At 69.4% G+C, this 18,088-nt stretch carries 14 protein-coding genes; 7 read left to right on the top strand and 7 right to left on the bottom strand.

Annotated elements, in window-relative coordinates; translation table 11 throughout:
- The first annotated feature begins 25 nt into the window (after positions 1–25).
- Both cphA and AVAK2825_RS08025 read left to right on the top strand, forming a co-directional pair.
- A complete protein-coding gene (gene cphA, locus AVAK2825_RS08030) occupies positions 26–2,599 on the top strand; it encodes a cyanophycin synthetase (protein WP_284396383.1) in 2,574 nt (857 codons plus the stop codon).
- Positions 2,596–3,099 (top strand): CreA family protein, encoded by a 504-nt coding sequence (locus tag AVAK2825_RS08025; RefSeq protein ID WP_272567418.1) that lies wholly within the window; start codon positions 2,596–2,598, stop codon positions 3,097–3,099. The genes cphA and AVAK2825_RS08025 overlap by 4 nt, the downstream gene beginning before the upstream one ends.
- Positions 3,100–3,201: 102 nt before the next feature.
- Here the strand turns inward: AVAK2825_RS08025 and AVAK2825_RS08020 are convergent, their stop codons facing one another.
- Positions 3,202–3,882 carry a DsbA family oxidoreductase gene (locus AVAK2825_RS08020; protein ID WP_284396380.1) on the bottom strand — a complete coding sequence of 227 codons (681 nt, stop codon included), beginning with the start codon at positions 3,880–3,882 and terminating at the stop codon, positions 3,202–3,204.
- Between the two features lie 176 nt (positions 3,883–4,058).
- Between AVAK2825_RS08020 and ada the strand changes: the two genes are divergently transcribed.
- From ada to alkB, 3 genes are read left to right on the top strand one after another with little or no spacing between them, the layout of a single operon-like run.
- The gene (gene ada / locus AVAK2825_RS08015; RefSeq protein WP_284396378.1) at positions 4,059–5,168 is read left to right on the top strand and encodes a bifunctional DNA-binding transcriptional regulator/O6-methylguanine-DNA methyltransferase Ada; all 1,110 of its coding nucleotides are present in this window, start codon (positions 4,059–4,061) and stop codon (positions 5,166–5,168) included.
- Positions 5,165–5,869, top strand: a complete 705-nt coding sequence (locus AVAK2825_RS08010) for a 2OG-Fe(II) oxygenase (protein ID WP_284396377.1) — start codon at positions 5,165–5,167, stop codon at positions 5,867–5,869. Before ada ends, AVAK2825_RS08010 begins: the two co-directional genes overlap by 4 nt.
- A gap of 51 nt (positions 5,870–5,920) precedes the next feature.
- Positions 5,921–6,571 (top strand): DNA oxidative demethylase AlkB, encoded by a 651-nt coding sequence (gene alkB / locus AVAK2825_RS08005; protein WP_284396375.1) that lies wholly within the window; start codon positions 5,921–5,923, stop codon positions 6,569–6,571.
- 17 nt (positions 6,572–6,588) lie between these two features.
- Here the strand turns inward: alkB and AVAK2825_RS08000 are convergent, their stop codons facing one another.
- Both AVAK2825_RS08000 and AVAK2825_RS07995 read right to left on the bottom strand, forming a co-directional pair.
- On the bottom strand, positions 6,589–7,572 hold the full coding sequence (locus AVAK2825_RS08000; RefSeq protein ID WP_284396373.1) for a hypothetical protein: 984 nt from the start codon (positions 7,570–7,572) through the stop codon (positions 6,589–6,591).
- Positions 7,573–8,003: 431 nt separating this feature from the next.
- A complete protein-coding gene (locus AVAK2825_RS07995; protein WP_272567408.1) occupies positions 8,004–8,948 on the bottom strand; it encodes a transglutaminase-like domain-containing protein in 945 nt (314 codons plus the stop codon).
- 266 nt (positions 8,949–9,214) lie between these two features.
- Here AVAK2825_RS07995 and AVAK2825_RS07990 point away from each other — a divergent pair, with 266 nt between their 5' ends.
- Together AVAK2825_RS07990 and AVAK2825_RS07985 are read left to right on the top strand one after the other, a co-directional pair.
- Entirely contained in the window at positions 9,215–11,335 is a 2,121-nt protein-coding gene (locus AVAK2825_RS07990) for a catalase (protein WP_284396370.1), read from the top strand.
- Positions 11,336–11,430: 95 nt separating this feature from the next.
- Positions 11,431–11,823 (top strand): response regulator, encoded by a 393-nt coding sequence (locus AVAK2825_RS07985; protein WP_502868910.1) that lies wholly within the window; start codon positions 11,431–11,433, stop codon positions 11,821–11,823.
- A gap of 125 nt (positions 11,824–11,948) precedes the next feature.
- Here AVAK2825_RS07985 and AVAK2825_RS07980 read toward each other — a convergent pair whose 3' ends face one another.
- The 4 genes from AVAK2825_RS07980 to AVAK2825_RS07965 are packed head-to-tail and all read right to left on the bottom strand — an operon-like array spanning position 11,949 to position 18,020.
- Complete coding sequence (locus AVAK2825_RS07980) at positions 11,949–13,073, bottom strand: hybrid sensor histidine kinase/response regulator (RefSeq protein WP_284396366.1); 1,125 nt, start codon at positions 13,071–13,073, stop codon at positions 11,949–11,951.
- Positions 13,074–13,099: 26 nt separating this feature from the next.
- Positions 13,100–13,687 (bottom strand): chemotaxis protein CheB, encoded by a 588-nt coding sequence (locus tag AVAK2825_RS07975; RefSeq protein ID WP_284396363.1) that lies wholly within the window; start codon positions 13,685–13,687, stop codon positions 13,100–13,102.
- On the bottom strand, positions 13,684–14,538 hold the full coding sequence (locus AVAK2825_RS07970; RefSeq protein ID WP_272567401.1) for a CheR family methyltransferase: 855 nt from the start codon (positions 14,536–14,538) through the stop codon (positions 13,684–13,686). Before AVAK2825_RS07970 ends, AVAK2825_RS07975 begins: the two co-directional genes overlap by 4 nt.
- Entirely contained in the window at positions 14,535–18,020 is a 3,486-nt protein-coding gene (locus AVAK2825_RS07965; protein WP_284396355.1) for a response regulator, read from the bottom strand. Before AVAK2825_RS07965 ends, AVAK2825_RS07970 begins: the two co-directional genes overlap by 4 nt.
- Positions 18,021–18,088 lie beyond the last annotated feature (68 nt).

Raw genomic sequence — 18,088 nt, 5'->3', positions numbered from 1 at the left:
AACCCCAAGAAAGAGACGCTTTTCCATGGACGTATCCCGCACCCGGGCCCTGCGCGGCCCCAACCTCTGGAGCCGCCACACCGCCATCGAGGCCGTGGTGACCTGCGCCGAATCCGAACTCGCCATGCGCCAGATCGATGGCTTCGAATCCCGGCTGCGCGCGCTGTTTCCCGCCGTGGGCGTGCTGCACCCCGAGGGCAGCGATGCCGATGTCTCCCTGGCCCATGTCCTGGGCGGCGCGGCCCTGGCCCTGCAGGCGCAGGCCGGCTGCCCCGTGAGCTTCAGCCGCATCTCGGCCACCGTGGACCGGGGCGTGTACCAGGTTGTCGTCGAGTACAGCGAAGAGGCCGTGGGCCGGCAGGCCTTCGAGGATGCCCAGGCGCTGATCCAGGCCGCGCTGCAAGGCGGCCACTTCGACGCCGAGGCCGCCGTGGCCCGCCTGCGCGAGCTGGACGAGGACGAACGGCTGGGCCCCAGCACCGGCTCCATCGTCGAGGCCGCCGCGGCACGCGGCATTCCGTGGCGCCGGCTCACGTCGGGCAGCCTGGTGCAGTTCGGCTGGGGCTCCAAGCAGCGCCGCATCCAGGCCGCCGAGGTCGATTCGACCAGCGCCGTGGCCGAATCCATCGCGCAGGACAAGGACCTCACCAAGCGCCTGCTGCACGCCGCCGGCGTGCCCGTGCCGCTGGGCCGCCCGGTCGAGTCGGTGGACGATGCCTGGAAGGCCGCGCAGCAAGTCGGCCTGCCCGTGGTGGTCAAGCCCCAGGACGGCAACCAGGGCAAGGGCGTGACGGTGAACATCACCGAGCGCTCGCAGCTCGACGAGGCCTTCCGCACCGCCGCCGAATACGGCACGGTGATGGTCGAGCGCTTCCTGCCGGGCCATGATTTCCGCCTGCTGGTGGTGGGCGACCAGCTGGTGGCCGCCGCGCGCCGCGAGCCGCCGCAGGTGCTGGGCGACGGCGAGCGCACCGTGCGCGAGCTGGTGCACCTGGTCAACCTCGATCCGCGCCGCGGCGAGGGCCATGCCACCTCGCTCACCAAGATCCGCCTGGACGACATCGCCGTGGCGCGGCTGGCCATGCAGGGCCTCACGCCCGACGCCGTGCCGGCCAAGGGCCAGCGCGTGATCCTGCGCAACAACGCCAACCTGTCCACCGGCGGCACCGCCACCGACGTGACGGACGACGTGCACCCCGAGGTGGCGGCCCGCGCCATCGCCGCGGCCCAGATGGTGGGCCTGCACATCTGCGGCGTGGACATGGTGGCCGAGAACGTGCTGCAGCCGCTGGAAGTGCAAGGCGGCGGCTTCGTCGAGGTGAACGCCGCGCCCGGCCTGCGCATGCACCTGGCACCCAGCTACGGCAAGCCCCGCAACGTGGGCCAGGCCATGGTGGACAAGCTCTTCGCCAACGGGCAGGACGGGCGCATTCCCGTGGTGGCCGTGACCGGCACCAACGGCAAGACCACCACCGCGCGCCTGATCGCGCACCTGTTCTCGGCCCAGGGCCTGCGCGTGGGCATGACCAACACCGACGGCGTGTACGTGAACGGCCGCCAGATCGACAGCGGCGACTGCTCCGGCCCCAAGAGCGCGCGCAACGTGCTGCTGCATCCCGAGGTGGATGCCGCCGTGTTCGAGACCGCGCGCGGCGGCATCCTGCGCGAGGGCCTGGGCTTCGACCGCTGCCAGGTGGCCGTGGTGACCAACATCGGCGCAGGCGACCACCTGGGCCTGAACTACATCACCACGGTGGACGACCTGGCCGTGCTCAAGCGCGTGATCGTGCAGAACGTGGCGCCGGACGGCTACGCCGTGCTCAACGCGGCCGACCCCATCGTCGCGGCCATGGCCTCGTCCACGCCGGGCAAGGTGATCTACTTCGCCAGCGACCGCCACCACCCGGTGATGGCCACGCACCGCGCGCAGGGCCACCGGTCGGTGTACATGGACGGCGAGTCCATCGTCGCGGCCGAGGGCTCGTGGCGCGAGACCATCCACCTGCGCGACGTGCCCATCACGCGCAACGGCAAGATCGGTTTCCAGGTCGAGAACGTCATGGCATCGGTGGCCGCCGCCTGGGGCGCGGGCCTGCCATGGCAGACCATCCGCCGCGGGCTATCGGGCTTCGTGAACGACAGCGACAACGCCCCCGGCCGCTTCAACGTGATGGATTTCAAGGGCGCCACGGTGATCGCCGACTACGGACACAACCCGGACGCGATGCGCGCCCTGGTGGCCGCCGTCGATGCGCTGCCGGGCAACCGCCGCAGCGTGGTGATCAGCGGCGCGGGCGACCGGCGCGACGAGGACATCCGCGACCAGACGGTGATCCTGGGCGCGGCGTTCGACGACGTGATCCTCTACCAGGACGCGGCCCAGCGCGGCCGTGCCGACGGCGAGGTGATGGCGCTGCTGCGCGAGGGCCTGGCGGGCGCCTCGCGCACCAAGCACATCGAGGAGATCCGCGGCGAGTTCATCGCCATCGATTCGGCGCTGGACCGGCTGCAGCCGGGCGACCTGTGCCTCGTGCTGGTGGACCAGGTGGAAGAAGCCCTGGCGCACCTGGCCAAGCGCTGCGCGGAGGTGGCCGCATGACCGCCGCCCGCCGCCTCTCCAATGCCCTGCCCCGTGCCGCGCTGGCACTCGGGCTGGCCGCCGCCGCGCTGTGCGCCCAGGCCGAGACCATCGGCACCGTGGACACCGCGTTCAAGCTCCTGGGCCGCGACCACGACATCATCGTGGAGGCCTACGACGACCCGGCCGTGCAGGGCGTGACCTGCTACGTGTCGCGCGCCCGCACCGGCGGCATCAAGGGCTCGCTCGGGCTGGCCGAGGACAAGGCCGAGGCCTCCATCGCCTGCCGTCAGACCGGGCCCATCGCGTTCCCCAAGCCGCCGCTCAAGCAGCAGGACGAGGTGTTCAGCGAACGCATCTCCATTTTGTTCAAGCGCCTGCGCATCGTGCGGATGGTGGACCCGGCCCGCAACACGCTGGTGTACCTGACGTACTCCGACCGCCTCATCGAAGGCTCGCCGCAGAACGCGGTGACCGCCGTGCCGGTGGACCGCGCCACGCCGATTCCGCTCAAGAAGTGACCAACGGGGCCTGGGCCAAGCGATTCGTGGCCGAATCGCCCCCATGCCCTAGTACTCATTGCCCCTATTGCTATTATTTATATAGCAAACAGCTGATCCGGATCACTGGCCGGCGGCGATCTGGCGCAGCGCCTGCTCGAACACCTCGGGCGGCTGGCCGCCCTGGATGAGGTGGCGGTCGTTGATGATGACCGCCGGCACCGAATGGATGCCGTGCTGCTGGTAGAACGCCTCGCGTTCGCGCACCGCGTCGGCGTATTCGCCCGAGGCCAGCACGGCCTGCGCCCGGTCCGCATCCAGGCCGGCGCCGGCCGCCGCGCGCACCAGCACGCCATGGTCGGCCGGGCTCTGCCCATCGGTGAAGTAGGCCTTGAACAGCGCGTGCTTCAGGGCCGTCTGCGCGGCCTCGCCGCCCACCTCGCTTGCCCAGTGCAACAGGCGGTGCGCGTCGAACGTGTTGTAGATGCGGCTGCGCTGCCCCATGTCGAACGTGAAGCCCAGCGCGGCGCCGCGTTCGGCGATGGCTTCGCGGTTGCGCTGCGACTGCTCGGGCGTGGCACCGTATTTTTCGGCCAGGTGCTCGGCGATGTCCTGGCCTTCCGGCGCCATCTGGGGATTGAGCTCGAACGGCTGGAAGTGCAGCTGCGCCGCCACCGTGCCGTCCAGCCGGTCCAGGGCCTGCTCCAGCGCGTGCAGGCCGATGGCGCACCAGGGGCAGGACACGTCGGAGACGAAATCGATCTTGAGGGGGACGGGGGTGGCAGGGGCCGGGGGGGTGGTCATGGCAACTCCATTGCAAAGGGCGAACGCGTGATGCTAGGCCGCCTCCCATGACCGTGCACGCCTGTGGGCACTGTCCGGCAGCTTGCGAATGCGATCGCAAGAACCGGGGTGCGGGCCCGCCGCGCCGTGCGTAGATTCCAGGGCAGGCCCTTACCATTGAACGAGGAATCGACGCCATGGCTTCCCGCCCCCACTCCTGCCCCACCCCCCGCACCATTTCCCCGGCGGCGCAGCGCGCCGCCGCCACGCTGGCCGACCCGCGGTGGGCGGCCGTCGCGGCGCGGGACGCCCAGGCCGATGGCCGCTTCGTCTATTCGGTCCGCACCACCGGCGTGTATTGCCGGCCCTCGTGCGCCGCACGACCTGCCCGGCCGGAGAACGTGGACTTCCATGCCACGGCCGAGGCGGCAGAGCGCGCCGGCTTCCGGCCCTGCCGGCGCTGCCATCCGGACCGGCCCGCCGGCTTCGATCCGCATGCCGACACGGTGGCGCGGCTGTGCCGCCTGATCGAAGCCAGCGAGCCTCCGCCCTCGCTGGACGCGCTGGCGCAAGCCGCCGGGCTCAGCCCGCACCACCTGCACCGCGTGTTCAAGGCGGCCACCGGCCTCACGCCGCGCGCCTATGCCGCGGCGCACCGCGCGGGAAAGCTGCGCGACGGCCTGCCCCACGCCGGCACGGTGACCGAGGCCCTCTATGCCGCGGGCTATGGATCGCAGGGGCGCTTTTACGAAGAGGCTGACCGCGTGCTCGGCATGGCGCCCGGCCGCTACCGCACCGGGGGCGCGCAGGTGCGCATCCGCTTCGCGGTGGGCCAGTGCAGCCTGGGCGCGGTGCTGGCGGCGGCCAGCGAGCGGGGCCTGTGCGCCCTGCTGCTGGGCGACGACCCCGACGCGCTGGTGCGCGATCTGCAGGACCGCTTTCCGCGCGCTGAATTGCTCGGGGCCGATGCCGCGTTCGAGCAGTGGATGGCGCAGGTGATCGGCTTCGTCGATGCGCCCCGGCGCGGGCTGGCCCTTCCGCTGGACGTGCAGGGCACGGTGTTCCAGCAGCGGGTGTGGACCGCGCTGCAGACCATCGCCCCCGGCGAGACCGCCAGCTACGCGCAGATCGCCGAGCGCATCGGCGCGCCGCGCGCGGTGCGGGCCGTGGCCCAGGCCTGCGGGGCCAATGCCTTGGCCGTGGCCATTCCGTGCCACCGCGTGGTGCGCACCGACGGCGCGCTCTCCGGCTACCGCTGGGGCGTGGAGCGCAAGCGGGCGCTGCTGGACAAGGAGGCCCAGGCGTGAGCGCGCGCGACCTGTGCGCCATCGACTGTGACGCCGTGGCCCAGGCGCTGGACGGCCAGGGCTGCGCCGTGATCGACGCGCTGCTGCCCGCGGCCGACTGCCGCGCCCTCGCCGGCCTCTACGCGCAGCCCGCGCGCTTTCGCAGCCGCCTGGTGATGGAGCGCCACGGCTTCGGGCGTGGCGAATACCAGTACTTCCAGTACCCGCTGCCCGAGGCCATCGCGGCGCTGCGCACCGGGCTCTATCCGCACCTCGTGCCGGTGGCCAACCGATGGCAGGCGGCCTTGGGCCTGGAAGACCGCTTTCCGGCGGACCACACGGCCTTCATCGCGCGGTGCCAGGCGACCGGCCAGACGCGCCCCACCCCGCTGCTGCTGCAGTACGGCCCGGGTGACTACAACTGCCTGCACCAGGACCTGTATGGCGCACACGTGTTTCCACTGCAGGTGGCCGTGCTGCTCTCCGCGCCGGGGACCGATTTCACGGGTGGGGAGTTCGTGCTGACCGAGCAGCGCCCGCGCATGCAGTCGCGGCCCGAAGTGGTGCCGCTGCGCCAGGGCGATGCGGTGGTGTTCGCGGTGCACCACCGGCCAGTGCAGGGCACGCGCGGGCCCTACCGCGTGCAGATGCGGCACGGCGTGTCGCGGGTGCGCTCGGGGCAGCGGCATACCATGGGCCTCATTTTTCATGACGCGGCCTGACGGCAAGGCCCCCGGTGGTGGCCCTGGCCTCGGCCCTTCTTCGCTCGTTCCATGACCGACGACCTGTTCGACACCGATGAAGCGCCGGGCGGCCGGCTCGTCCTCGGGCCCGGCGCAGTGCTGCTGCGCGGCTTCGCCCGCCCCGTGGCCGCGGCGTTGCACGCGCAGGTGGCCGCCATCGCGCGGCAGGCGCCGTGGCGCCACATGGCCACGCCGGGCGGGCGCCGCATGTCGGTGGCCACCACGAACTGCGGCGCCCTGGGCTGGGTGAGCGATGCGCGCGGCTACCGCTACGTCGCCGTGGACCCGGACAGCGGCCGGCCGTGGCCCGCCCTGCCTGCCGTGCTGTCCACGCTGGCGGGCGAGGCGGCGGCAGCGGCCGGCTTTGCGGATTTCGTCCCGGACGCCTGCCTGGTCAATCGCTATGCCCCGGGCACGCGCCTGTCGCTGCACCAGGACCGCGACGAGCGCGACCTGCGGGCGCCCATCGTCTCGGTCTCGCTCGGGCTCCCGGCCACGTTCCTCTGGGGCGGCCTGGCACGCGGCGACCGCGCCCTGCGCGTGCCGCTGCGCCATGCCGACGTGGTGGTGTGGGGCGGGGAGGACCGCCTGCGCTTTCACGGCGTGCTGCCGGTGCCGCAAGGCCACCACGCGGAGTGGGGAGCGGTCCGCGTGAACCTGACCTTCCGCCGGGCGGGGTGATCGGCAGTCGCTTGGCGCTACCGCCGCTCCCGTGCCCGCGCGAGCCACTGGCCCACGGACTCCCGCACGCCCTCGGACAGCGATTCGGCCACGCCACGGGCATACCCCTCGCCCAGCATGCCCTGCCCCGCATGGTGGAGGGCCACCACCGCGTTGGCCAGGACCACGCGGTCCAGCCCTGCGCTTCGCGGGCGGGGAGGTTCACCACGCGCCGTGGTGGTGCCAGGGGTCGCGGTGGTACGCGGCACCTCCGAGGGTGAAATCGGCGCAGTCGCCGGGGCGCGGTGCTTCAGGTGCCAGTGGGCCATCACCGCGCCGATCCCCACGAACAGTTGAAGTCCTGCCACGTCACGGTCGGGCAGCCGCTGGAGCAGGCCCTGGATCGCCTCGCCCAGCAGCTCGCCCGCCAGCCGCGCGGCATCCAGATCCACCAGCGCTTGCGCGATGCGGGCCACGGCTTGCGGGTCGTCGCGTTCCTGCAGTTGCCGCGACAGCGCGGCGGTGCCGGTGGCCAACAGCCCGGCCGCCACCGCCACGCGCTGCGCCAATGCGGTGGCGGAGGCTGGGTCCTGCAGCGTGTGCACGGCCAACAGGGTCCATTCGGAATGCGTTCGCATCTGCTCGCCCAGCCACAGGGCGGGAGGCGCCAGGTACCGCGCACCGATCCGCACCAAGGCGGGATGGGGCTGAAGCAGGTGCATGCCACGCGAGGCCAGCGCCCCCCAGGCGGGGCCGGAGCGCGGCGCTGGGGACGACGCCTGGCGCGAGGAACGGGGCGACAAGCTCGCCGTGCCCGCGGCGGCGGCGGCGTCACCGGGCGGGATGGGCGCGCGCGGCAGGATCGCGGTGGGCTCCTGCCGCTGCGCCGAAGTGCGGGGAGAACCGGGGGCACGGGTGTGTGGATCGGGCCGGGGGCTGCCGGACGCAGCCCCTTCGTGCGAACCACCGTCCACCGGCACGCGGCGGGAGGGGAGCGATGGAGGAAGAGCGGCAGATGGCATGACAGGCACTCGGCGTGGCAGGGTGGCGAAAGAAAGGTTTCGCACGCGCACGCCGACCGAGGCCGGTATCCCGCCCCTGTGCGCCCTGTGCCTGTTCCCGGGCCCTGTGCAGCAGGGTCCGGGCCACCTCTCCGTGAGGCTGCATTCCAACCTCGCGGGGAACGGAAAGGGGGGATTCACCCGAAGTGGCATGCCGCCTGGCGAAGCAGCTCCGGGCCTGTGCGCCGGACACGGGGAAGCCGTCAGCGCATCAACGCCGAGATGCATGATTGCTACAAAATATATAGCAAACAGGGCAATCGGTACTAGGGCGTCGTGCCACTTTCATGGTCACCATGGGGTGCCGCATGCCCGCGGCAGGCGAGCGATGCCCCGCAGGCATGGCGCGCACGCGGGCCGGCGGGCGCCGCTGCGCTCCCAAACCGAAGGCTTCAGCCGGCCATCACCGAGCGGCCGCCAGGGGCCGAATCGCTGCGCCCACCGGACATCACGGGCGATGCGCCCGAGTTCTGCGGCGCGTCGGTGGACAGAGCCAGGGACGAGTGCTGCGGCAACTGAAAGCCCCGCGACGGGTCCTGCACGGCCCAGGCTCGGATCTTGGGCGGCTGCGACTGCACGCTGCCGAAGATGGTGGCGAAAGCCACGTCCGCGGCATCCCGGCCGGTGGCCAGGCGCAGCATGCCCATGGGAATGGCCGTGCCCGACGGATCGAACAGGTACCAGCGGTCGCCGAGATAGGCCTCGACGTAGGCGTGAAAGTCCGGCGGGCCCAGCGCCGGGTCGGCGCCGTAGTCGGTGCCGGTGGCGATGCGCGCGGGAATGTTCACCGCCCGGCACAGCGCGATCATCAGGTGGGCGAAGTCGCGGCAGACGCCGACGCGTTCGACGAACGTGTCCACGGCCGAGGTGGTCGAATTGGAGGTGTTGGAGCGGAAGGCCACGTGGTTGCGCACCCAGTCGCAAATGGCCTGCACGCGGCTGTAGCCCTGCCACAGGTGCCCGAATTCGCGGAAGGCCAGCGTGGCCAGCCGGTCCGACTGGCAGTAGCGGCTGGGGAAGATGTAGCCCACGACATCGTCGGGCAGGTGGCGGACGCCGACCTCGGGAATGAGCGCCGGATCGGCGGTGTGGTGGTTCAGGTCCACCGTCGCGGTGTAGGCCAGCGTGAGCGGCCCGGGTTCGGCGTGCAGCCGCAGGCAGCGGGTGCCCGTGGCGGGATCGGTGTGCAAGTGCGTCGGAATGTCCTGGCTGATGACCAGGTTCTCGTCCTGAACGGTCTGGCAATGCGTTTGCGCTGCGTGGATGTTGAAGACGAAGTCAGCGCCGGGATCGCCTACCGCGTACTCCAACTCCAACTGGAGTTTCATTCGGATCATGGGGCCTGCCGTGGTGGTAGAGGGGAAAGAGCCTGCGTCTGGTGGGTCAGGAACCTGATCGATGCCGCATCAGACGCTGCTGGAGTATGTGTCCCATCGCGAGCGCGCCTTGTCAGTGGAGAGCGCATCGAAGTGCCAGCCCCCACGGCAGGTACCGCGGCGATCCGCCCTGCGGGCAGTTCGGCCGACGCGGGCTTGTCCTACACCGGTGTCCCCCTGCACGGCAAAAGATCGGCGGTCCCACGGTAATCAACCAAAAGGCCCCCATGGCAAAAGCACCCGCAGTTCAACGTCCCGTGAAAAAGGCCTCCGCCCCCCCGTCCAAGGCCCACGAAGGCGAAGAACTGCGCGGCACCGGGGGCGAGTTGCAGCAGCAGGCTGGAGGCGCGCACCCCGTGCTCACCACCCAGCAGGGCATTCCGGTCGGGGACAACCAGAATTCGCTGCGGTCCACGCCCCGTGGCCCCACGCTGCTGGAGGACTTCATCCTCCGCGAAAAGATCACGCATTTCGACCACGAGCGCATTCCTGAACGCATCGTGCATGCCCGTGGCACGGCCGCGCACGGCTTCTTCGAGCTGACCGAATCGCTGTCGAAATACACCACCGCCCGCATCCTCACCGAGGTGGGCAAGCAGACGCCGCTGTTTTGCCGTTTCTCGACCGTGGCCGGCGGCGCCGGCTCGGTGGACACCCCGCGCGACGTGCGCGGCTTCGCCGTCAAGTTCTACACCGAAGAAGGCAACTGGGACCTGGTGGGAAACAACATCCCCGTGTTCTTCATTCAGGATGCGATGAAGTTTCCCGACCTGGTGCATGCCGTGAAGATGGAGCCCGACCGCGGCTTTCCGCAGGCGGCCAGCGCGCACGACACGTTCTGGGATTTCATCTCGCTGATGCCCGAGGCCATGCACATGATCATGTGGGCCATGAGCGACCGCACCATCCCGCGCAGCCTGCGCACCATGGAAGGCTTCGGCGTGCACTCCTTCCGGCTGCTCGACGCAGAAGGCCAGAGCACGTTCGTGAAGTTCCACTGGCGCCCCAAGCTGGGCATCCAGTCCACCGTGTGGGACGAGGCTTTGAAGCTGCAGGCGGCGGACAACGATTTCCATCGCCGCGACCTGTTCGAGTCCATCCAGGCCGGCAGCTTCCCCGAGTGGGAACTGGGCGTGCAGCTGTTCACCGAGGAAGAGGCCGAGGCGTTTCCTTTCGACCATCTGGACCCCACCAAGCTCATCCCCGAAGAGCTGGTGCCGCTCAAGATGATCGGCCGCATGGTGCTCAACCGCTGGCCCGACAACTTCTTCGCCGAGACCGAGCAGGTGGCGTTCTGCCCTGCCAACGTGCCGCCGGGCATCGACTTCTCCAACGACCCGCTGCTGCAGGGCCGCCTGTTCTCGTACCTGGACACTCAGCTGTCGCGCCTGGGCAGCCCGAACTTCGTGCAGATCCCGATCAACGCGCCCAAGTGCCCCTTCCACAACATGCAGCGCGATGGTCACATGCAGATGCAGGTGCCCAAGGGCCGCGTGGCCTATGAGCCGAGCAGCCTGCTCGGAGACAGCCCGCGCGCCTCGCTGGCGCAGGGCACGCGGCATTTCGCCGAAGTGGCCGATGGCGGTTCCAAGGGCCGCGTGCGGCCCGAGAGCTTTGCCGATCACTACAGCCAGGCGCGCATGTTCTTTCGCAGCCAGAGCCCGCTGGAGCAGGCCCACATGGCATCGGCGCTGGTGTTCGAGCTGTCCAAGGTCGAGACGCCCGCCGTACGGACGGCCGTGGTGGCGCAGCTGCGCAATGTGGACGACAGCCTGGCCGGCCGCGTGGCCGATGGCTTGGGCATGCCGGAGCTCCCCGAGCCGTTCCCTGCCGCTGCGGCCGTGCAGGACCTGCCGCTGTCGCCCGCGCTGCGCATCATCGACCGCATGAAGCCCACGCTGGAGGGTCGCTGCGTGGGCATCCTGGTGGCCGACGGCTCGGCCGCCGCACCCATCGCCGCGCTGCGCAAGGCGGCGGAAAAGGCCGGTGCCACGGTGAAGATCGTGGCCCCGAAGGTGGGCGGCGCCGTGCTGGCGGATGGCTCGCGCCTGCCGGCCGATGGCCAACTGGCCGGCACGCCCTCCACGGTGTTCGATGCGGTGGCCTCGGTCCTGTCGCCCGAAGCGGGCGAGCAACTGTCGCGCGAAGCCGCCGCCGTGGACTGGTTCCGCGACGCCTTCGGTCACCTCAAGGCCATCGCCGCGTGCAAGGGTTCGCAACCGATCCTGAAGGCCGCGGGCATCCAGCCGGACGCCGGCGTGGTGGACCCCGCTGAGACCGCTGCTTTCATTCAAGCGGCCACCACGCGACAATGGGCGCGCGAACCTTCCGTGCGCACGCTGGCATGATGCAAGCGCTGGCCCACCCTTCCACCCCGTTTTCCACTGACGCGCGACCGCCAGCCGGAGACCTTCACAGACCGCTCGACCGGACCGACCACAGCATGACCCCTCCCTTGCGCATCCTTTACGTTGAGGACAACGCGGAACTCCGCGAGACCATCGGCATGCTGCTGGAGGGGGACGACCGGGAGGTGTCGCTGTGCGCCACCGCCGAAGAGGCGCTGACGCTGGATGCGCAGGGCGCCTACGACCTCGTCGTCACCGACGTCAGCCTGCCCGGCATGTCGGGCACCGACCTGTGTCGCCAGCTGGTGGCGGAAAATCCGCAGCGCTGGATCGTGCTGTGCTCGGGCTACCAGTTCGGCCACGGCCTGAATGCCCTGGGCCCCAATGTGCGTGCGCTGCTCAAGCCGTTCGAGCTGGAAGAGCTGGAAGAGCTCATGGATTCGATCCGCGACCAATTGCGCGGATCCAGCTCCAATCACCCTGCCTGACCGCAGAGCACCGCCACAGTGAACGGGGGGCTTCGTGCCCCCTTTTTTCGTTCTTCTGGCAGCGCAGCCGCCGCAGCCACGCCGATAGATCCCAACGCTCCCTGAAGCCGGCCCAGGCTGCAAGATCAGCGCGCTGCCGGACGGGCCGCGGCCGGTTGGCGGGGCAACTGCACATGAAAGGCCGTGTGGCCCTCGCGCGAGCAGACGTCGATGCGGCCGCCATGGCGCTGCACGATCTGGTGCACGATGTAGAGGCCCAGCCCCAGCCCCTGGTGCTGCCCCGGCTCGCGCTCCCGCCCCCGGAACGGATCGAACAGGTGGGGCACCAGTGCCGGGGGGATCGTCCCGGCATTGCGCACGGTGAGTTCCACCCGGTCGGCCGCCGTGCCGTCCAGCGTCACCTGCACCGGCTCGGCCGCATCGCCATGGTGAATGGCATTGCCCAGGAGGTTGGCCGCCACCTGGCACAGGCGCTCGGCATCCCACTGGCCCGTCAGGTTGCCCTTTTGCATGACCTCGATGGTCCGGTCGGGGTGGCTGACGTGCAGTTCGTTCACCGGACGCTGCACCAGCTCGCCCAGGTCGGCAGGCCCGGTCTTCACGGGCAGCCCGCCGGACTGGCGCGCCCGCGTCACATCCAGCAGGTCCTCGATCATTCGGCCCATGCGCTGCGCGCTCGACTGCATCTTGCCGGCGATGGTCTGCACCTTGTCGGGCTCCTGCGGCCGCTGCAGCACCAGCGCGCTCGCCAGGAGGGCGCTCAGCGGTCCCCGCAGGTCATGGCTCAGCACGGCCATGAACATTTCGTTCACCCGAAGGGCTTCGGTGCGTTCCTGCAGTTCGCGCGCGAGCGCCACCTTCTGCTTTTGCAGGTCGAAGAACACGTTGGCCTTGTTCACCAGCACGTGCGGATCGATGGGCTTGTAGAGAAAGTCGACGGCACCGGTCTCGTAGCCCTTGAACTGCCAGTTCTGGTCGCGCGAGCCCGCCGTCATGAAGATGAGCGGCACATGGCGGGTGCGTTCGCTGCCGCGGATCAACTCGGCCAGCTCGAAGCCGTTCATCTCGGGCATCTGCACGTCCAGCAGCGCCAGGGCCACGTCGGTGTGCACGAGGAGCAGCTCCAGGGCCTCGGAGCCCGAAGCGGCCTTGAGGATCTGCACGTCGTCGCGCTGCAGCAAGGCCTCCAGGGCGATCAGGTTTTCCTCCACGTCGTCGACGATCAGGCACTTCACCGGGGCAGTGCGCACGGGGGACGGCGGGATGGGGGCGGGTATCAAGAAGCTCTCCGATGGAACAGGGTCTCGAGCAGCGAAGCGATGCGCTGCGGGGAAAGAACATGGCCGGGCGTGCAGGCGCTCATCGCGGCTTCGGGCATGAAGGGCACGGGGGCGCTGTCCGGGTCCTGCACGACCGTGGTGCCCCCCGCGGCCTGCACGGCCGCCAATCCTTGCGCCCCGTCGCTGTTGGCACCCGACAGCAGGATGCCGAGCAAGCGCTCACCATACGCGTCCGCTGCGGATTCGAACAGCACATCGATGGACGGACGCGAAAAATGCACCGGATCATCCACGGACAGCGCCAGTGAAGGCCCGCCATCGATCAGCAGATGGTAGTCCGGCGGCGCGAAGTACACGGTCCCGGGCTCGACCGGCTCCTTGTCCTGGGCTTCGCGCAAAGGCACGGCACAGCTCGGCTGGAAGATTTCGCACAGCAGGCTGGGCCGCTCGCGCGGCAGGTGCAGCACCACGAAGACCGCGGCCCGCAGACCGGACGGCAGCGCCGGCAACAGGACCGAGAGCGCTTCGATGCTCCCCGCGGAGCCGCCGATCACCACCGCCTGCGGGCGGATGCTGTCGCTCATGCCCCACCCTTCTTCTGGTACAGGCGGTCCTGCGGCACGAGCTCTTCGAACTCGCCGGCATGCGAAGAAAAGCGCAGCGACTCCTTCGACCCCAGCCCGAGAAAGCCCTTGCGGCACAGCGCATCGCGGAACAGGCCCAGCGCGCGGTCCTGCAGGTCGCGGTCGAAATAGATCAGCACGTTGCGGCAGGACACCAGCTGCACTTCGGCGAACACGCTGTCGGTGGCGAGGCTGTGGTCCGAGAACACGATGTGCTTGCGCAGGCTCTTGTCGAGCACCACGCGCCCGTAGGCGGCGGTGTAGTGCTCCGACAGGGAGGTGCGCCCGCCCGACCTGGCGTGGTTTTCGGTGAAGGCCGGCACGCGCTCGATGGCGTAGATGCCCGCCTCGGCCTTCTGCAGGGCATTGGCGTTGATGTCGGTGGCATAGATCAGGGTGCGCTCCAGCAGCCCCTCCTCCCGCAGCAGGATGGCCAGCGAATACACCTCCTCGCCCGTGCTGCAGCCCGCCACCCAGATCTTGAGCGACGGGTAGGTGCGCAGCACCGGCACCACGGTCTCGCGCAGTGCGCGAAAGTACGTCGGGTCGCGGAACATCTCGCTCACCTGGACCGTGAGGTATTCCAGCATGGCGGGAAACACCTCCGGGTCGTGCAGGATCAGATGCTGCAATTGCGAGACCGTGCGGCAATGGAACCGTGTGAGCGCCGTCTGCAGGCGGCGCTTGAGCGAGGCCTGCGCATACCCGCGAAAGTCGTAGTGGTAGCGCCGGTAGATGGCCTCGACCAGCAGGTGCTGCTCGATGTCGAACGTCTTCTTTCGCTGCTGCTGCGCCGCCGGGTCTTCGCTCATTTGGGCATCCACACGCGAACGAGCGACAGCAGTTTCTCGACATCCAGCGGCTTGGCGATGTAGTCGTTGGCGCCGGCGGCCAAGCACTTCTCCTGGTCGTCCTTCATGGCCTTGGCGGTGAGCGCGATGATGGGCAGGCGACGCCATTCGGGGCGCTTGCGGATCTCGCTCATGGCGGTGAAACCGTCCATCTCCGGCATCATGATGTCCATCAGGACGAGATCGACCGTGGCCGCGTCGCCGGACTGCGCACGCTGCAGGGCCTCCAGCGCCTCGCGGCCGTTGCGCGCGATCTGCACCTTGGCACCGGTGGGCTCGAGCACGCTGGACAGCGCGAAGATGTTGCGCACGTCGTCTTCGACCACCAGGATGTTGCGCCCCTCGAAGGTGGACTCGCGGTCCCGGGCCATCTGCAGCATCTGCTGGCGGTCCGCGGGCAGCTTGGACTCCACCTGGTGCAGGAACAGCGTGACTTCGTCCAGCAGCCGCTCGGGCGAGCGGGCGTCCTTGATGATGATGGACTTGGAGTAGCGCCGCAGCCGCTGCTCTTCGTCGCGCGACAGCGAGCGGCCGGTGTAGACGATGACGGGCGGGAACGCCACCTCTTCCTGGCCGGCCATCTTCTCCAGCAGCTCGTAGCCGCTCAGGTCGGGCAGGTTCAGGTCCATCACCATGCAGTCGAACGTGCTGGTGCGCAGCAGTTCGAGCGCGCGCTGCGCCGTCTCGGCACCGACGATCTCGACATCGCCATTGGCCAGCAGGTGGTGCATGCTCTCGCGCTGTCGCTCGTCGTCCTCCACCACCAGCACGCGGCGCATGGCCTGGGTGAACTTGGCTTCCATGCGCTGCAGCGCCTGCACGAGTTCGTCGCGCTTGACGGGCTTGAGCGCATAGCCGATGGCCCCCCGGCCCATGGCCTCCTGGGCGTAGTCAGCCACGGAGACGACATGCACCGGAATGTGCCGTGTCACCGGGTTGCGCTTGAGCTGGTCGAGCACCGCCAGGCCGGAAATGTCCGGCAGGTTCATGTCCAGCACGACCGCACTGGGCATGTATTCGAGGGCCGCGGCCAGGCCTTCGCCACCGGTATGCGTGATCACGGACTGAAAGCCCATCTCCCGCGACAGGTCCAGCAGGATGCGTGCGAAACGCACGTCGTCCTCGACCACCAGGATGGTGCGGCGGCCGGGCGCCAACTGGTCCCGGTCGTCCGCCACGGCATTCGCCGGGCGCCGCACCGCGCCGGCGGATGGCGGTACGACCGGCGCACCGTCTGCCGGCGGCGCGGACAGGCCGGAAGGACGGCCGGCGGGCGCCGGAGCCGCGGGGGCCGGCGAGGCCTGCGCGGTGGGCCGCGCCGCGTCCTGCGGGGCATTCAAGGGTGCCACCAGAGGCAGCACCAGCGTGAAGATGCTGCCTTGCCCCGGCGTGCTTCTCACGGTGATGCTGCCGCCGAGCAATTGCGCCAGGTCCCGGGAAATCGACAGTCCCAGGCCCGTCCCGCCGTACCGGCGGTGGGTGCTGCCATCGGCCTGCCGGAACGCCTCGAAGATCAGTTCCTGCTGGTGCTCGGGAATGCCGATGCCCGTGTCGCCGACTGCGAACGACACCGTGCCGTCGGCGTTGCCGAAGACGCGCAGCGAGACCTCACCCTGCTCGGTGAACTTCAGGGCGTTGGACAGCAGGTTCTTCAGCACCTGGCCGAAGCGCTGCACGTCGGTCTGCAACGAAGCCGGGGCGCCCGGCTCCACCGTGCAGTGCAGGGCCAGGCCCTTGTCGTGCGCGATGGGCCGCAACGGGTCCACCAACGCGTTCACCGCGCGGGCCACATCCATCGGCTCGATGGAGATGGTGGCCTGCCCCGCTTCGATCTTGGACAGGTCGAGGATGTCGTTGATGAGGGACAGCAGATCGTTGCCCGCGCCATGGATGGTCTGGGCATATTTGACCTGCTCGCCCGTCAGGTTGCCGGACTTGTTGTCGGCCAGCAGCTTGGCCAGGATGAGGCTGGAGTTCAGCGGGGTGCGCAGCTCATGGCTCATGTTGGCCAGGAACTCACTCTTGTACTGGCTGGCCTGTTCCAGGTCATTGGCCTTTTGCGACAGGGCATCCTGCGCGCGCAGCAACTGCTGCTTCTGGTACTCCAGCTGCTGCGTCTGCTCTTCCAGCTGGGCGTTGCTCTGCTCCAGCTCGGTTTGCTGCGCTTCCATCTGGGCCTGGGACTCCTGCAGCACCCGGCTTTGCTGCTCGAGCTCTTCGTTGCTCACGCGCAGCTCTTCCTGCTGGGCCTGCAGTTCCTCGGCCTGGCGCTGGGTTTCTTCCAGCAGGGCTTCGAGCCGGGTCCGGTCGATGGCCGAGCGGATGGAGGTGGCGAGCAATTCCGACGCGCGGGTGAGCAATTGCAGATCGGCATCGCGCAGCGTGCGGAAGAACCCGAACTCGATCACCGCATGCACGACGCCGTTGTGCACGGCCGGCACCAGCACGATCTCGGCCGGCGTGGCGTGCCCCACGCCCGAGGAGATCGGCAGGTAGTTCGTCGGCACTTCCGTCACATGCATCAGCTGGCGGGAATCGGCCGCCTGCCCCAGCAGGCCCTGGCCGCTCAACACCCGGGCCCCGGCCTGCGGATCGGCCAGCGCATAGCTGCCGAACCGCTGGAACACGCCACCGCCTTCGGCCACATACGCCGCGCCCACCCGCGCGCCCAGCCAGTCCGCCAGGTAGTCCATCACGATCGGGCCCAGATCGCTCAAGCGGTGATCGCCCTGCAGCCGGTTGCCCAGCCCCACCAGGCCGCCCTTGATCCAGTCCTCCTGGGCCTTGGCGCGGTGATCGCTTCGGGCCAGCACGGCGGACATCAGGATCAGCAGCAGCAGTACGAACGAACTGACCCAGGTGAAATACGCGCCGAAGGTGGCCGCGGCGTCCCATTCGCCGCGCCGGGTGTCCAGCTCCTGGCGCTCGGCGTTCAGCATTTCCCGCAGGATGTTGCGGATTGCATCCATGGTTGCACGGCCCTTGTCCGTGCGGACCACATCCGCCGCGCCCTCCACATTGCCTGCGCGCCGCATGTTCACGGTTTCGTCGAGCTCCGCCATCTTCTGTGCCACCAGGGCCTGCAGATGCTCGAAGCGCTGCACCTGTTCGGGCGACGCCTGAACCAGGGTGCGCAGCCGTCCCATCTCGGGCTTGAGCGCGGCCTGCGCTGCCGTGTAGGGCTGCAGGTAGCGGGTCTCGCCGGTGAGCAAATAGCCACGCTGCCCCGTTTCCGCATCCTTCGTGATGGACAGGACGGTCTGCATCTGCGTAAGCGACTCCACGGCCGCATTGATGCGAGTCACCGCTTCGGCCCGCTCCTGTTGCGACTGGTAGGTGAACAGGGCAATGATGGTGGTGGCCAACGCGGCCAACATGAAGCCAGCGAACAGCCGGATCGGCATGCCTCGCTGGATCTGGGAGGAAGGGGCGTTAGATGTCATGGCGCGGATCGGAGTGGGCCCAAATCATAGAGCCCAATGGCATGGCGGTAACACCCGCACACAAGGTG

The organism is Acidovorax sp. SUPP2825 (assembly GCF_030158995.1).
GTDB lineage: Bacteria > Pseudomonadota > Gammaproteobacteria > Burkholderiales > Burkholderiaceae_C > Paracidovorax.
Note: the sequence above shows the minus strand (reverse complement) of the source record. Positions and strands in the feature narration are given on the sequence as shown.

Coding starts and splice junctions, on each gene's coding strand:
- cphA (WP_284396383.1), top strand. CDS start 26: ATGGACGTATCCCGCACCCGGGCCCTGCGCGGCCCCAACCTCTGGAGC.
- AVAK2825_RS08025 (WP_272567418.1), top strand. CDS start 2,596: ATGACCGCCGCCCGCCGCCTCTCCAATGCCCTGCCCCGTGCCGCGCTG.
- AVAK2825_RS08020 (WP_284396380.1), bottom strand. CDS start 3,882: ATGACCACCCCCCCGGCCCCTGCCACCCCCGTCCCCCTCAAGATCGAT.
- ada (WP_284396378.1), top strand. CDS start 4,059: ATGGCTTCCCGCCCCCACTCCTGCCCCACCCCCCGCACCATTTCCCCG.
- alkB (WP_284396375.1), top strand. CDS start 5,921: ATGACCGACGACCTGTTCGACACCGATGAAGCGCCGGGCGGCCGGCTC.
- AVAK2825_RS08000 (WP_284396373.1), bottom strand. CDS start 7,572: ATGCCATCTGCCGCTCTTCCTCCATCGCTCCCCTCCCGCCGCGTGCCG.
- AVAK2825_RS07995 (WP_272567408.1), bottom strand. CDS start 8,948: ATGATCCGAATGAAACTCCAGTTGGAGTTGGAGTACGCGGTAGGCGAT.
- AVAK2825_RS07990 (WP_284396370.1), top strand. CDS start 9,215: ATGGCAAAAGCACCCGCAGTTCAACGTCCCGTGAAAAAGGCCTCCGCC.
- AVAK2825_RS07985 (WP_502868910.1), top strand. CDS start 11,431: ATGACCCCTCCCTTGCGCATCCTTTACGTTGAGGACAACGCGGAACTC.
- AVAK2825_RS07975 (WP_284396363.1), bottom strand. CDS start 13,687: ATGAGCGACAGCATCCGCCCGCAGGCGGTGGTGATCGGCGGCTCCGCG.
- AVAK2825_RS07970 (WP_272567401.1), bottom strand. CDS start 14,538: ATGAGCGAAGACCCGGCGGCGCAGCAGCAGCGAAAGAAGACGTTCGAC.
- AVAK2825_RS07965 (WP_284396355.1), bottom strand. CDS start 18,020: ATGACATCTAACGCCCCTTCCTCCCAGATCCAGCGAGGCATGCCGATC.